We start from the raw sequence: 12,632 nt of genomic DNA, 5'->3' as shown, positions 1-12,632 counted from the left end.
AACCCATGAGGTGAAACGCAAGACCCGGGGTAAGCTTTCGTCTAAGCTTGGTATCAGGAGGAGAATGCATGTGTCCGAGCTTGAGTATTTCCTACGCATTTCGAACCACCTTGCAGGTGAGGTCGACATTCAATCTGCGTTGCGGGCGGTCAAGGCCGAGATCGACAAGATTATCACCGTAGACCATCTGGACATTTGTCTGATGGACGAGGCCAATCGCACCAATCGTTCCTATGAAGTGGGTTTGAGCACGTTCTGGAGCACCAGACGGACGTTGGTGTCTCGGTCTCCGGTCCGCGATGTACTGCTGGGAAAGACAGACTCGATGCTATCGGGGGATGCCACCAAGGATTCTCGTTACATTTTTCCAGGTGCAATAAGCGGGCCGATTACTCAACACGGGTTGCGAAGCCGTATCAATGTCGCGATGAAAGTCCTCGGTCGCACTGTTGGTGCGCTGAATTGTTCGTCGCGCCAGGTTGACTATTACACCGAAGAAAATCTGCAAAAGGTCAAGATCCTGGCTGATATCCTGGCACCCTATTTCTTTGCTTTGCGATCTTCGGAAGATGCCCGGCGGCAGGCTGTCAGACGCGCCCGCGCAGAAAGCAAACAAGAAGGATTAAGGGTTGGGGCCTTGCGCCTTACCCACGCGCTCGAAGCTGAAAGACAGCGCATCGGTATGGATCTGCATGATCAGACTCTGGCCGAACTTACGCGGCTGGCGCGCCGTCTTACACCTGAAATGACCGAATCTGAAACAGCGGACCTGCGCAGCGACATGCACGCATGCATCCAGCATCTGCGCGAGATTATAGACAGTTCGATCCCCTCTATTCTGGAATTGTTTGGTTTCGAAGAAGCGGTGCGGTCGCATTTCGAAAGCGCTGGCGGCGCGGTGGCTGGTCTTACTTTCCAGTATGAGGATCAAACCAATGGCGAGATTGACAAGCTGCGCGATACGGTGAGAACAGCGCTTTTCCGGATATCGCAAGAAGCGATCAATAACACATTGCGACACGCCCAAGCCTCCCAAATCAACGTTCTTGTCAGCCAATCACCCGAAGGCACTTTGGCTATGACCATTCGCGACAACGGATCGTTTAAAGCGCGTGTTGACGCTCGTTTGGGAGGGATTAACCATATGCAGACGCGTGCTCAGCTCATCGGAGCGTCATTTGAAGTCAAAGATAAAGACGGAACCGAAATTGGAATTCGTCTTGAGCCGGAAATTCTGTCGGAGTTGAGACATGCACATTCTTTTGGTTGAAGACGACAAAATGCACCTCGCGTATTTGCGCGACCAAATCACTGCGACATTCGGTTCATCTGCCCGCGTGGACGTTGCCCAGGACGGTCGCGAAGCCGAGACGCTGGCGCGTGCAGAACAAATACCCGCGGTCGTGATGGATCTTCGGATGAAGGATCGCAGCGGCATCGACGCGGCGCGCGTTATCTGGGGCGAACGTCCCGATACGCGCGTGCTGTTTTGGTCGAACTATTCGGATGAAGCCTATCTGCGCGGCATTTCGCGGATCGTACCGGACGCGGCGGCCTATGGCTATGTGCTCAAGACCGCGTCGTCAGAACGTCTGGCACTTGCCTTGCGAGCTGTGCTTTTCGAAGGACAGGTGATGATCGACCGCGAGGTTCACTCGCTCCAAAGCTCACAAATACGGTCTCCTGACGCGTTGACAGAAGTCGAGCATGCCATCCTTCTGGATGTCGCCATCGGCCTGCCGGACAAGGCCATCGCAGAAAGACGCGGGCTATCATTGCGCACCGTACAGAATAGGCTCACGACGCTATACGAAAAGCTGGGCGAAGATCCTGATAGCGATTGCGGGATTGGTTTGAATAAACGAATGCGCACAGTCACGAATGCCCTGATCCGTAAGCTGATCAATTCCGAGATTCTCGAAGAGGCCGACCGTGACTTGCAACTTTGGATGAGCCGTCAACGCGCAAAGTAAAGACTGCGCCATCCGGCCAAAAAAGGGGTTTGGTCGAAGACCAATCGCCAACAACTGCTTGCTGGTCAAATCAGGTAAGCAACCGGAAAACAGGCATTAACTGCGAAAACACCGCTATTGTTCGCGCCACAAGCTTTGGCTCGGTTGCAAAACCGGGCGTCTGGGTGTCATTCCACACGCTAAATCCCTTCCGCCGCAGAGCGTCTTTATTAGGGTGATCTTTTTCAAAACCTGCAGGAACTCGTTGCAGCTCGGGCTCACCCACCCTGAAACCTTCATTGTGCATCCGGTCAGTAAGCTGGATCAGCTTAGCCCCTTTTGGCCCAGCCATCGCTTTACGAAACTCGGCCAGCGCCTGTCTTTCATATTGAAAAACTCCACAGCCAAGAGACAGTTTTTCAGGTGAAAGGCCAAAAAACCACATCGGCGGTTGAGCCGCAGTTTCTTCAGGCTTGAAAGCGATATGCAGATGCGCGTTATAGGGTGTCTTGTCTTTGGAGAACCGGACATCGCGATAGATTCGAAAGATCTTGCTGCTGTGCGGACGTCCAGTCAGCTCTTGCAACGCTGCGCACATGTCTGCAGCAAAGTCCTGACCGGGACCCTTTATTTGGGCCTCGTAAACGGCCTTGTGCGATGTAAACCATTCTTTGTTGTTGTTGGCCTTCAGATCCTTAAGAAAGACAAGCGCTTCAGGCTTGAAACTGTCAAATCGTGTCATCTAAAACTCCATTCAACTCTTAGCCGGAAGCGCGGCGGCATGACCTAGACAAAGCTCTAGCCATCGGTCGAGCGAGGGACCGTCACATTCGGCGGCGTTTACGGTCACGAAACCCCCAAGTTTGCGGCCCCCGTGGATCACCGGTTGGGCGCTTACGTCCTGCAAAGCCAAGCTTTCATTCGCTTTGCCAACTCGAAACATGAACCGGCCAACACCATCCTTATGCAACCGTGCACCACACAACATGTTACCGTTCAAAAAGAAGCACTGACCACCCACCATCTGTTTTTCCGAGATACCCGCATACGTGGCCAAAGCGTCACGTATGCGAGCGTTGAGAGCTTGATCAACAGGCATCAGCCGGCCACGACAAGATGCCAGAGGATGGCCAGTGCCAGCACCAGCATGGTGAGTGTAGTTAGCGCCGCACCGACCGCCCGCCCCTTCCCATCTGGTGCAGAGCGCAGACTGAAATAGTGGATCAGGCGGGCAAGCAACAAAGCCCCACCACAAAGCCAGACCAGCCAGGGGGCGGTTCCGACAATTTCGGCTCCGGCAAGCGCCAGCAACGCAAGCGGGACATATTCGACAAAATTTCCATGCGCACGCATCAGCCTGAGCAGGTCATCATCCGCACCATGCAGCAGGAGTATCCCGGTTTTACTGCGGCGCACACCAACGGCAAGCGCCATTGGAATACTCATCAACACAAAAACTGCGGTGAATCCCAATGCGATTTGGGGAAGCTGTTCCATCTGATCGCTCCTCTTCTGCGCTATGCCTGTGAAGCCATGCTTTCATAAGTAATCAGTGCGAACCGGGCACCTTGCGGGTCGGTCAGCGTGGCCATCCGCCCGACGCCGGGCATATCCATTGCCGGCTGAACCACCGTGGCCCCTTTGGCCTTGGCCGTATCAACACTTGCGTCCACATCGGCCACAGTGAAAAAGATCGTCCAGCTGCCCTGGTCCTCGGGCATCGGAGAAAACCCTCCAATCGCCGTCTCACCCACTACGGCTGCGGAATAGCTGGATCCGTCCTGCATCGGCATATCGTTGATCGTCCACCCCAGGACATCACGATAGAAGGACTTCGCCTTGTTCTGATCGGGGCCGGAATGTCCGATCCAACCTGAGTTGCCGACTGCAGTCATTTCAAGAATACTCATGGGTATCTCCCTTGGTTGCGCCCGCCACATGCGGGTCTGATCCAAGGACGCGCGAGCCGAAAGCCGACCTACATCTCATCCAACATTTTTTGGCTGATCCTGATTTTGTTTTTAACCACAACACGTTCCGGTTCAGTTGGCGCAAGTGTCAACACCGTCTCAAAGGCGTCAATGGCCGCCCGCTGATCACCCGTTTCCTGCAACAACCCACCCCGCATCGCATGAAACCATCGATAACCGGACAGGTCATGCTTCAAAGCCTCAAGCGCCTCAAGCGCATGGTGAGGACCGTGGATTTTGGCTTGTGCAGCGATCTGATTAAGCCGGACCACCGGTGTTGGCTGTAGTGCATAGAGCGCCGCGTAGTGGCTTTCGATCAGCGTCCAGTCGGTGTCCACGGGTGACCTTGCACGGGCATGCGCCGCAGCGATTGTCGCCTGAATGACATAAATCCCATGATGACCGGTCCTTTGCGCTTTTTGCAGCAATCCCATGGCTTCGGCGATGTTGGCGCCATCCCACAAGTTTCGATCCTGATCATCAAGTGCGACAAGCTTTCCCGCCTCGTCTATCCGCGCATCTCGCCGCGCATGCTGAAGCAACAACAAGGACAACAAAGCCGCTTGCTCGCCCATGGCCGGAAATAGGTCCACAAGCAAGCGGGCCAGCCGGATCGATTCTTCGCACAGGGTCAGTTTCATCTGCGTTGGGCCCGCCGAGGTCGACCAGCCTTCGTTGAACATCAGGTAGATCATCAACGACACTTCACCCAGCCGCGTCCCGCGCTCGGCTGGGCTTGGAGTTTCAAAAGCAACCCGGTTGCTCAGAATTTTCTTTTTGGCCCGCGTGATCCGCTGCTCCATCGTTTTGGGTTTGACCAAAAAGCCTCGCGCGATTTCTTCCACGCTCAGGCCCGCAACAACGCGTAACGCTATGGCAATCTGATCCCTCCGTTCCAGTTCGGGGTGACAGCAGATGAACAGCAAGCGCAAGACATCATCTCGCAACTCGTCCGGATCGGGTGTTTCTGCGGGCATTGGCTGAAATTCCTCGGTATGGCGCGACAGGATCTCTGCGCGCCGCCGGGATTTGCGCAAACGATCCAAACCAGCGTTCCGCGCCGTTGTCAGAAGCCAAGCCAACGGATCACGAGGCGCACCATCCTGCGACCAGACCGTCAGGGCCTTTACACAGGCATCGGCAAAAGCCTCTTCGGCCAGATCTATATCCCGGAACACCCGCGTCAGAGCCGCGATCGCGCGGGGGCGTTGTTGGACGAATGTGGCCTCAAGCCAGTCCGACATTTGCTATTCCGAAGAAATGGCGCCACCTGCCCAGGCGACAGGGCGCACCTCAAGCCGCGCAACCGGAGAAGAGATCATCTTTGCATATTCCAACGCCTCATCAAGATCCTTGAATTCAGCGGCATAGAAGCCAAGAAAGCTCTCTTTCGTCTCGGAAAACGGGCCGTCCGTGATCAGGGGCGCCGCACCTGTGTTCCCCGCTGCTTCGACCATCACAGCCGAAGTCGGCGGCATCAGCTTGATCGAAACAAACTCTCCCCGCTGCGCCAAAACCTCCTGTAGCGCGGTATGCCCACCAAGCACCTCGTCCTGACGCTCTTTTGGAAGAGCTTCAAACACTCCGGCTTCGCCATAAATCGTGATCGCGAATATCATTCTAACCTCCTTAACTGTTGGTACACTGCAAGGACGCTCCGAATCCTGCAAATCCGACATCAGACGATATTTATTTGTCTACGCCACGCTGTAGGGGTCCATGTCATACAGCACCCAACAGCGCAGCAAAGAACTACTCGAAGCTTGAAAACGTTATCGAATAGCCGGAAAAGCAAGGCATCAAACTCACGAACTGCGACTGAGCCGCTCTTTGACGAAATCTTCAGCCGTTTCCAGAATGTCGTTCTCTAACCTGCGCGCGGCGGGGGACAAGACCGCACCAGCTTTGCGCAAGATGTGAATCTGCCGTTTGGCAGTCTCATCTGCGAGCGGGCGAAAAACCAAATTCCACTGCACCGCTGAAATCGCTGCAAGTTCAGGTAGGATTGTGATGCCAATCCCGGCTCGAACAATCCCAAGGATAGAGGTAATATTATGAGCAGAAAACAGCGACCTGGCGTGAAGCTCCGCCGCTTCATTGGCAGGGATAATTTCTGAAAGACTGTTTGCAATTAAGTTCTGCGACCTCAATGCGTCCCAACCTATGGGACTCGTGGTGTTAGCCAGCGGATGGTCGACCGGTAACAGCACACCAAACCTGTCAGTAAGCAAAACCTGACCATGCAGGCCGGGAACATTGGCCCCCAAAGTGGCAATGCCGATATCGATGCGATCACGAAGCAGCTCGTGTCGAACCGACTTCGAATCCATGTCTCTCAGATCAATCCTAACATTTTGGTAGCCCCCGATATTTCTGGCAAACGCTCGAGGGATTATCGTCGCAGCTATGGAAGGAACCGTGGCTATTTTTACCTGTCCAATTTTCGAATTTGCAAAATTCTCGATGGCGCGTACCGTGCTATCAAAGTGCAGTAATTCCTTTTCCGCTTGCTCGAACACAAACTCTCCCAGCGCGGTGAGCTTGTTCTTTCGATCTGTCTCAAACAGCGGTTCTCCTAGATGCGTTTCGAACTGCTTCAGCATCATTGAAAGGGCTGAAGGTGTCCGTTTCAGTGTCATGGCTGCGTCGGTCAGGTTTCCATGGCGAGCAACTGCGACAAAGCCGCGAAGCATTTCTATTTTGAGTGTCATCTCGGCGGATTTCAGATTTGTTGAAATTTTCTTCAATAATTTTAGTTTGATTGACGCCCCAATTGGAGTCCATACCCCAACAAACGATTTTTTGTGGGGAAACAGCCGTGGCTGACGTTCAAAAGAACCTAATAGCTGGTGAATGGGTCATCGGTGACAGTGTCATCGAAAACCGTAACCCTTCCGATCTGACCGATCTGATTGGTGTTTTTGCGCAGGCTAACACGGATCAATTGCAAAAGACCTTGGATCAGGCCCGCATCACCCAGCAAGAATGGGCAGCCTATGGGCTGGAGCGTAAGCAATCCGTTCTGAACGCTATCGGTAATGAGATGATGGCCCGAGCCGAAGAGCTGGGCACCTTGCTCAGCCGCGAAGAAGGCAAACCATTAGCCGAAGGAAAAGGCGAAGTTTTCCGCGCGGGGCAGTTCTTTACCTACTATGCCGCCGAGTGCCTGCGTCAGATCGGCGAGAACGCCGATTCCGTGCGACCCGATATCGAGGTAGATGTGCGCCGCGAAGCCGTGGGTGTTGTCGCGATCATCAGTCCGTGGAATTTCCCGACTGCGACCGCCTCTTGGAAGATTGCCCCTGCGCTATGTTACGGCAACGCGGTAGTCTGGAAGCCTGCCAATATCACACCAGCCTCAGCTGTGGCCTTGACCGAGATCATCGAGAAGCAGGACATCCCAAAAGGTTTGTTCAGCCTCGTCATGGGTTCAGGCGGTTCGGTCGGACAGCGTCTGGTCGAGAGCCCCAAAGTAGACGCGATTTCCTTCACCGGGTCTGTCCCGGTCGGAAAGGGAATTGCCACCGCTGCCATTCAGAACCTGACGAAAGTGCAGATGGAGATGGGCTCCAAAAACGCTTTGGCCGTCATGGATGACGCCGATCTGGATCTGGCGGTGTCACTGGCCTTGGGTGGCGCGTTTGGCGGCACTGGTCAGAAATGCACTGCGTCGTCCCGCCTTGTTGTGCATGATCGCATTCACGATGCGTTTGTCGAGAAACTGGTGGCAGGTGCTCAAGCCATGAAAGTAGGCCACGCGCTGGAAGAAGGTACGCAAATGGGTCCCGTCGTCAGCCAGCAGCAGTTGGCTGAGAACCTGGCTTATGTCGATCTGGGCAAGTCCGAAGGCGCAGAACTGGCTTGTGGAGGTGTTCGTCTGGATATGCCTCACGAAGGTTTCTATATGTCGCCAGGCGTGTTCCTGAACACCGACAACGCAATGCGCATCAACCGAGAAGAAATGTTTGCACCGCTGACCAGCGTGATCAGGGTCGGCAGTTATGACGAGGCGCTGAGCGTCGTCAACGACACCAACTTTGGCCTGACCTCGGGCATTGTGACCAAGTCATTGGCCCGTGCCACGCACTTCCGCCGTAACGCGCGTACCGGTGTTGTCACCGTGAACCTGCCCACGGCAGGCACGGATTATCACGTGCCGTTCGGCGGTCGCGGCGACAGCTCTTACGGGCCGCGGGAACAGGGTAAAGCCGCTGCTGAATTCTACACGACCGTCAAGACTGCCTATATCAGCGCGGGACCTGTTTGATGCTGATCGACGGGCTGCAATATGCAAACTGGTCTGAAAAGATCTTTCGGCAATTGCGCCAGGGGGACGTCGACGCGATCCATGTCACGATCTCGTATCACGAGAATTTCCGCGAGACGGTTCTGAATTTCGAGAAGTGGAATCGCTGGTTCGAACAATATCCGGACCTGATCATGAAAGGCCGCTGGGCCAGCGATATCGATATCGCGCGGGAAACCAGTCGGACGGCTGTGTTCTTCGGGTTCCAGAACCCGTCCCCGATCGAAGATGATATCGGCTTGGTTGAAGTCCTGCATGATCTGGGTGCGCGATTTATGCAACTGACCTATAACAACCAGTCCCTGCTGGCGACCGGATGCTATGAAGCCGATGACACAGGCATCACACGAATGGGCAAACAGGTCATTAAAGAGATGAACCGCGTCGGCCTGGTGGTCGATATGAGCCACTCCGCAGACCGCTCTACAATTGATGCTGCCGAGCTTTCCGAGCGACCAATCGCGATTACCCATGCCAACCCATATGACTGGGCCCCGGCCTTGCGCAACAAACGCCATGACGTAATCCAGGCGGTCACGGAAAAGGGTGGGATGCTGGGCTTTTCGGTCTATCCTCATCACCTGAAGGATAAATCCGCCTGCACCGTGGAAAGCTTTTGTGAAATGGTCGCTCGTACTGCCGAAAAATATGGTGTCCAGCATCTGGGGATCGGCACGGACCTGTGTCAGGATCAGCCAGACAGCGTCGTCGAATGGATGCGTGTCGGTCGCTGGACCAAAGAAATAGACTATGGTGAAGGCTCGGCCTCGGCACCCGGTTTCCCACCGATGCCTAACTGGTTCAAAGACAATCGCGACTTTGGCAACATCGCTGCTGGCTTGCGTGCAACGGGCATGAACGACACAGAAGTCGCCGGGATAATGGGCGCGAACTGGTATCGTTTCTTCGAGCACAGTTTCAAGCCAAGCTCCTGACCAAGGACCAACGATACATTTGAATACCGATTGGAGAGAATGGTAACCGAACTGAAGAGGCAAGACCGAATGGCAGACGTTTCCCGCCGTGATCCGAACATCGTAATGCGCCTGGCCCGGCTTGGCTCGATGCATCAGTCACGTCTTTCATTCATGCGAATCCTGACCCGGCGCTTGGCTCGGGAAAACTGGCGGTTTGAAAGGGCAGCGTTCGACATTGACTCGACGGGTGTTGGGCACGCGATCTATACCGCCCACGGGCCCGATCGGTCTTATTCGCTAATTGCCTATGCACATGATTTACCGCCGGAGAAGCGATCCGATAGAGTGATCGCAGAAGCATGGGATGCAACTTTTACATTATTTGATGGCGTTCCAACCGCCGAAGATATTGAACGTCTTTCGCACAATATTCCTGTGCAGGAGGCCGGACGCGTATCTGAAACCGAGCTGTCCGTTTCTCGAGCCAATAGATCCGTTCGCCTTTGGGAGCATGTGGTCAACGTATTAGCCGAAGGTCGCCAACCGTCGTACGAAAAAATAGCTGCGGTGGGCTATTTGATGCGTACCACCGCTGTCTATGGATCAGGCAAACTGGGAGCCGCCGACCGGGAAATGATTGCAGACCGACCCGAGTTTCGCGCTCCGTTCCAGGTCGAAATGCTGTCGGTCTATCTCACGCGTTGGTTCGTAGTTGATTTGGTGCAGCACATGGCCAAAGCGCGGGCGGCATTGAGCGGCACACAAGCCGCTGAATTGGATGCGGGAATCGCGCGTTCAATAGGCATCGGCAATTCAACCGGATTGGGTATGGCACCGTTCTTGCTAAACCATCCGCGACTATTCAATAACTGGATAACCGCGCGTGAAGACGCCATACAGGCTGTGCGCAATGTCCAATGGGCACGGGACGAAGAGATAGCGCAGTTCCATGACATCCTGCTCCGCAATATCCAACTTATTGAATCGTGGCAGTCTCAGCACCCAGTTCAAATGGAAAAGCTAGCGGTGCTCGGCAAGGACATCGCTTTGGTAAAGGGCTATCTGTCGCGCACCGACCTCAGCATGAAACAGCCTTGGGACGCGTTGTATTCCTGGTCAGAAGAAGCCTTGTCGCTGGAGGGGCAAGAATGGATCGCCTCACTGATTCTGGAACCCTACGGAGCTTTGGTCGATAAATTCGCCAAAGCCATGGCTTCAGATGACGAGCCTGTTGCCCTCATTGCCGGCGCGACGCAAATCGGAAGCCTTCGCGCCGTTTTGGAGGATGTCTACCGTTGGGCCATTGATACGGATTGGACGGTTCCGACCAACATGGCCCGCGCTTGGTACATTTCGGAGGAAAAGCAAGAACCTCGTCTGGGCCAACGATTTGAAGAACCAATCGAAGAGTATGAACAGCCTTTGGCGCCCGGTCGCGATGCTGCAGTGCTCTATCAAGCGTTGACGCATTGGCCCGACGAAGTGGAAGTGGCCGATTTCTTGCTAGAGAATCCGGAACACCGGCATACCTTGCGTCGCATTCAAGTTGCAGGGTCCTCACCCTATGCGGAAATTCGCGACAATACGATCTCTAACAGCATGTTGCCCATCGACATGCTACGCTGCAAACTTTCCTTTTTCGGCGCGACCAAATTCGACCCGCGGTCGGATCGATGGGTTCGCATTTGCATGTATGGAAACGCCCCGCTTCCCTATGAGCTCTCGCAAGCAAACGCCGACTTTTGGGTTTTTCCAAGCTCGACCGAGACGACTGCATGAGCCATTCGCTGAACGAAATCGAAACCATGAGCAAACGTGCCGCGCGTGGTGCGGGTCTCCCATGGGGTTTGGCTGAAGAGGCTGGTAAAACCACACGCTGGCTGTCCGCCTATGGCTTTCCGGGTGTTAACCTGTTGGTCGATCTGCTTGAGATGCACGACGCGCTTCCAATTCTTGATGTATCTCCTGTCTCGCTGGAGGCGGAAACTTGGTCTGCACCGATTGGCCGGATGAGCCCCCTGATCGCGAATGCCTCGGTGAGCGACTGTGCGGCCCGCCTTTTATCTCGCGGGACGATCACCCTCGAAAATGTCGACCTTCCATTGCTGGCAGTGCCATCCATCGGTGCGGTCGCGTCAACTCTTGGGGTCTCGGTTGTAGTCGAGTGGCAGAATGCTCGGCTAGTGGCAGATGGATCAGCGATTTGTGTAGAAGGCGACCCCAAGGCGCTGGAAGCGCGCCACGCGGCCAAGATGGTGTTTTCAATACCCGCCGAGTTGAAGCATCGACAAGAGCCAATGCTAAGGGCTCGTTTGTCCGATAGAAGCTGGAGCAAGCTCAGCGCATTCGCCCATCGAACCTACGCGCCTGCTACCGAAGAAAGCCGACAGCTCGGTGCGGGTAGCAGCCGGAACGACAACGACTGACAACGCGCTCCTCCCATAAAAGAAACAAAACGATGAACAGGAAACAACCATGATTGCCACTGAAACCCTGTCTCTGTCCGAAATCGAAGATTTGGCCTTTCAAGCGCTTGTCAAAGCGGGAACGTCCGAGGAAAACGCGCGCCCGCTTGCAGTTGCGACGGCAATGACCGAGGCAGATGGCGTCGCCTCTCACGGTCTTGCTTATATCCCGATCTACGCGCAGCATGTTGAGTGCGGCAAAGTAGACGGGTTGGCCGAACCCTTGATATCACGTCCACGCCCCGCTGTGGTCGCAGTAGACGCAGCGACCGGTTTTGCCCATCGCGCAATAGATTTGGGTTTTGAAAGCTTGATCCCACTGGCACGCGAACAAGGGGTGGCCGTATTGGCAATCAACAATTCCTACAATTGCGGAGTTCTGGGCATTCACACCCAACGCATCGCTCAAGCCGGCTTGATGGGTATCGGGTTCACAAATGCTCCTGCATCCATCGCTCCTTCGGGCGGCGCCAAGCCCGTATTAGGAACAAACCCAATTTCGATTTCTGTTCCTGACGCAGATGGCAATCCGGCTTTGTTGATTGACCAGTCCGCCAGCACAATCGCAAAAAGCGAAGTCATGAAACACGCGCGTGAGGGCAAACCGGTGCCAGAAGGTTGGGTCCTGGATGTAGAAGGTCAGCCCACCACAGATGCTGCGACTGGATTAAAGGGTTCTATGGTGCCGTCTGGTGGCTACAAGGGTGTCGGAATCGCATTGACCGTCGAGCTGATGGCTGCGGCTATGACTGGTGCAAATCTAGGCTCTGTCGCCAGCCCATTCTCGGGCACCGAAGGCGGCCCACCGAAAACCGGTCAGTTTTTCATTGCAATTGACCCGCAGGCTACATCGGGCGGTCTATTTCAAGAAAGGTTATCGGATTTGATTGGCTCGTTTCGTGCTCAAGACGGTGCGCGACTGCCAGGCGATTGGCGCCGAAAGTGTCGCGAACGCGCGTCGACCGAAGGTGTTGCGGTGAATTCCGCTATTCTTGAAAAGGTACGCGCGCTGGTCTGACTTT

14 protein-coding genes are annotated in these 12,632 nt (G+C 54.8%); 7 read left to right on the top strand and 7 right to left on the bottom strand.

The annotated features are described in order from the left end of the window. Nucleotides 1–70: 70 nt before the first annotated feature. Nucleotides 71–1,270 (top strand): sensor histidine kinase, encoded by a 1,200-nt coding sequence (locus GOX45_RS19645; protein ID WP_254444422.1) that lies wholly within the window; start codon nt 71–73, stop codon nt 1,268–1,270. Next, nucleotides 1,251–1,973: a response regulator transcription factor gene (locus tag GOX45_RS19640; protein WP_171103260.1), complete on the top strand. Its 723-nt coding sequence runs from the start codon at nt 1,251–1,253 to the stop codon at nt 1,971–1,973. The genes GOX45_RS19645 and GOX45_RS19640 overlap by 20 nt, the downstream gene beginning before the upstream one ends. 70 nt (nt 1,974–2,043) lie before the next feature. Here the strand turns inward: GOX45_RS19640 and GOX45_RS19635 are convergent, their stop codons facing one another. From GOX45_RS19635 to GOX45_RS19605, 7 genes are all read right to left on the bottom strand, one after another. After that, entirely contained in the window at nt 2,044–2,694 is a 651-nt protein-coding gene (locus tag GOX45_RS19635) for a DUF2461 domain-containing protein (RefSeq protein WP_171103258.1), read from the bottom strand. 12 nt (nt 2,695–2,706) lie between these two features. Then, nucleotides 2,707–3,051 (bottom strand): TfoX/Sxy family protein, encoded by a 345-nt coding sequence (locus GOX45_RS19630; protein WP_171103256.1) that lies wholly within the window; start codon nt 3,049–3,051, stop codon nt 2,707–2,709. After that, nucleotides 3,051–3,449, bottom strand: coding sequence for an MAPEG family protein (locus GOX45_RS19625; protein WP_171103254.1), 399 nt, complete (start codon nt 3,447–3,449; stop codon nt 3,051–3,053). Before GOX45_RS19625 ends, GOX45_RS19630 begins: the two co-directional genes overlap by 1 nt. Before the next feature lie 20 nt (nt 3,450–3,469). Next, entirely contained in the window at nt 3,470–3,862 is a 393-nt protein-coding gene (locus GOX45_RS19620) for a VOC family protein (protein WP_171103252.1), read from the bottom strand. Nucleotides 3,863–3,930: 68 nt separating this feature from the next. Next, nucleotides 3,931–5,166 (bottom strand): RNA polymerase sigma factor, encoded by a 1,236-nt coding sequence (locus GOX45_RS19615; RefSeq protein WP_171103250.1) that lies wholly within the window; start codon nt 5,164–5,166, stop codon nt 3,931–3,933. A 3-nt stretch (nt 5,167–5,169) separates the two neighbouring features. After that, entirely contained in the window at nt 5,170–5,541 is a 372-nt protein-coding gene (locus GOX45_RS19610; protein WP_171103248.1) for a YciI family protein, read from the bottom strand. A gap of 186 nt (nt 5,542–5,727) precedes the next feature. Further along, nucleotides 5,728–6,633, bottom strand: a complete 906-nt coding sequence (locus GOX45_RS19605; protein WP_171103245.1) for a LysR family transcriptional regulator — start codon at nt 6,631–6,633, stop codon at nt 5,728–5,730. Nucleotides 6,634–6,740: 107 nt separating this feature from the next. Between GOX45_RS19605 and GOX45_RS19600 the strand changes: the two genes are divergently transcribed. The 5 genes from GOX45_RS19600 to GOX45_RS19580 all read left to right on the top strand — a co-directional run bounded on the left by GOX45_RS19600 (nt 6,741) and on the right by GOX45_RS19580 (nt 12,628). Beyond that, entirely contained in the window at nt 6,741–8,189 is a 1,449-nt protein-coding gene (locus GOX45_RS19600; protein WP_171103242.1) for an aldehyde dehydrogenase family protein, read from the top strand. Then, nucleotides 8,189–9,163 carry a membrane dipeptidase gene (locus GOX45_RS19595; RefSeq protein ID WP_171103240.1) on the top strand — a complete coding sequence of 325 codons (975 nt, stop codon included), beginning with the start codon at nt 8,189–8,191 and terminating at the stop codon, nt 9,161–9,163. Before GOX45_RS19600 ends, GOX45_RS19595 begins: the two co-directional genes overlap by 1 nt. 69 nt (nt 9,164–9,232) lie before the next feature. Then, the gene (locus GOX45_RS19590; RefSeq protein ID WP_171103238.1) at nt 9,233–10,924 is read left to right on the top strand and encodes a hypothetical protein; all 1,692 of its coding nucleotides are present in this window, start codon (nt 9,233–9,235) and stop codon (nt 10,922–10,924) included. Beyond that, nucleotides 10,921–11,571 carry a DUF3726 domain-containing protein gene (locus GOX45_RS19585; protein ID WP_171103236.1) on the top strand — a complete coding sequence of 217 codons (651 nt, stop codon included), beginning with the start codon at nt 10,921–10,923 and terminating at the stop codon, nt 11,569–11,571. Before GOX45_RS19590 ends, GOX45_RS19585 begins: the two co-directional genes overlap by 4 nt. 49 nt (nt 11,572–11,620) lie before the next feature. Beyond that, nucleotides 11,621–12,628, top strand: coding sequence for an Ldh family oxidoreductase (locus tag GOX45_RS19580; RefSeq protein WP_171103235.1), 1,008 nt, complete (start codon nt 11,621–11,623; stop codon nt 12,626–12,628). Nucleotides 12,629–12,632 lie beyond the last annotated feature (4 nt).

The organism is Ruegeria sp. HKCCD7255, assembly GCF_013031565.1.
Lineage (GTDB): Bacteria > Pseudomonadota > Alphaproteobacteria > Rhodobacterales > Rhodobacteraceae > Ruegeria.
This window is presented reverse-complemented; position numbering and strand designations above follow the sequence as displayed.

What these genes read in the sequence shown, in the direction of transcription:
- GOX45_RS19640 (WP_171103260.1), top strand. Translation starts at nt 1,251, where the DNA reads ATGCACATTCTTTTGGTTGAAGACGACAAAATGCACCTCGCGTATTTG.
- GOX45_RS19635 (WP_171103258.1), bottom strand. Translation starts at nt 2,694, where the DNA reads ATGACACGATTTGACAGTTTCAAGCCTGAAGCGCTTGTCTTTCTTAAG.
- GOX45_RS19630 (WP_171103256.1), bottom strand. Translation starts at nt 3,051, where the DNA reads ATGCCTGTTGATCAAGCTCTCAACGCTCGCATACGTGACGCTTTGGCC.
- GOX45_RS19625 (WP_171103254.1), bottom strand. Translation starts at nt 3,449, where the DNA reads ATGGAACAGCTTCCCCAAATCGCATTGGGATTCACCGCAGTTTTTGTG.
- GOX45_RS19620 (WP_171103252.1), bottom strand. Translation starts at nt 3,862, where the DNA reads ATGAGTATTCTTGAAATGACTGCAGTCGGCAACTCAGGTTGGATCGGA.
- GOX45_RS19615 (WP_171103250.1), bottom strand. Translation starts at nt 5,166, where the DNA reads ATGTCGGACTGGCTTGAGGCCACATTCGTCCAACAACGCCCCCGCGCG.
- GOX45_RS19610 (WP_171103248.1), bottom strand. Translation starts at nt 5,541, where the DNA reads ATGATATTCGCGATCACGATTTATGGCGAAGCCGGAGTGTTTGAAGCT.
- GOX45_RS19605 (WP_171103245.1), bottom strand. Translation starts at nt 6,633, where the DNA reads ATGACACTCAAAATAGAAATGCTTCGCGGCTTTGTCGCAGTTGCTCGC.
- GOX45_RS19595 (WP_171103240.1), top strand. Translation starts at nt 8,189, where the DNA reads ATGCTGATCGACGGGCTGCAATATGCAAACTGGTCTGAAAAGATCTTT.
- GOX45_RS19590 (WP_171103238.1), top strand. Translation starts at nt 9,233, where the DNA reads ATGGCAGACGTTTCCCGCCGTGATCCGAACATCGTAATGCGCCTGGCC.
- GOX45_RS19585 (WP_171103236.1), top strand. Translation starts at nt 10,921, where the DNA reads ATGAGCCATTCGCTGAACGAAATCGAAACCATGAGCAAACGTGCCGCG.
- GOX45_RS19580 (WP_171103235.1), top strand. Translation starts at nt 11,621, where the DNA reads ATGATTGCCACTGAAACCCTGTCTCTGTCCGAAATCGAAGATTTGGCC.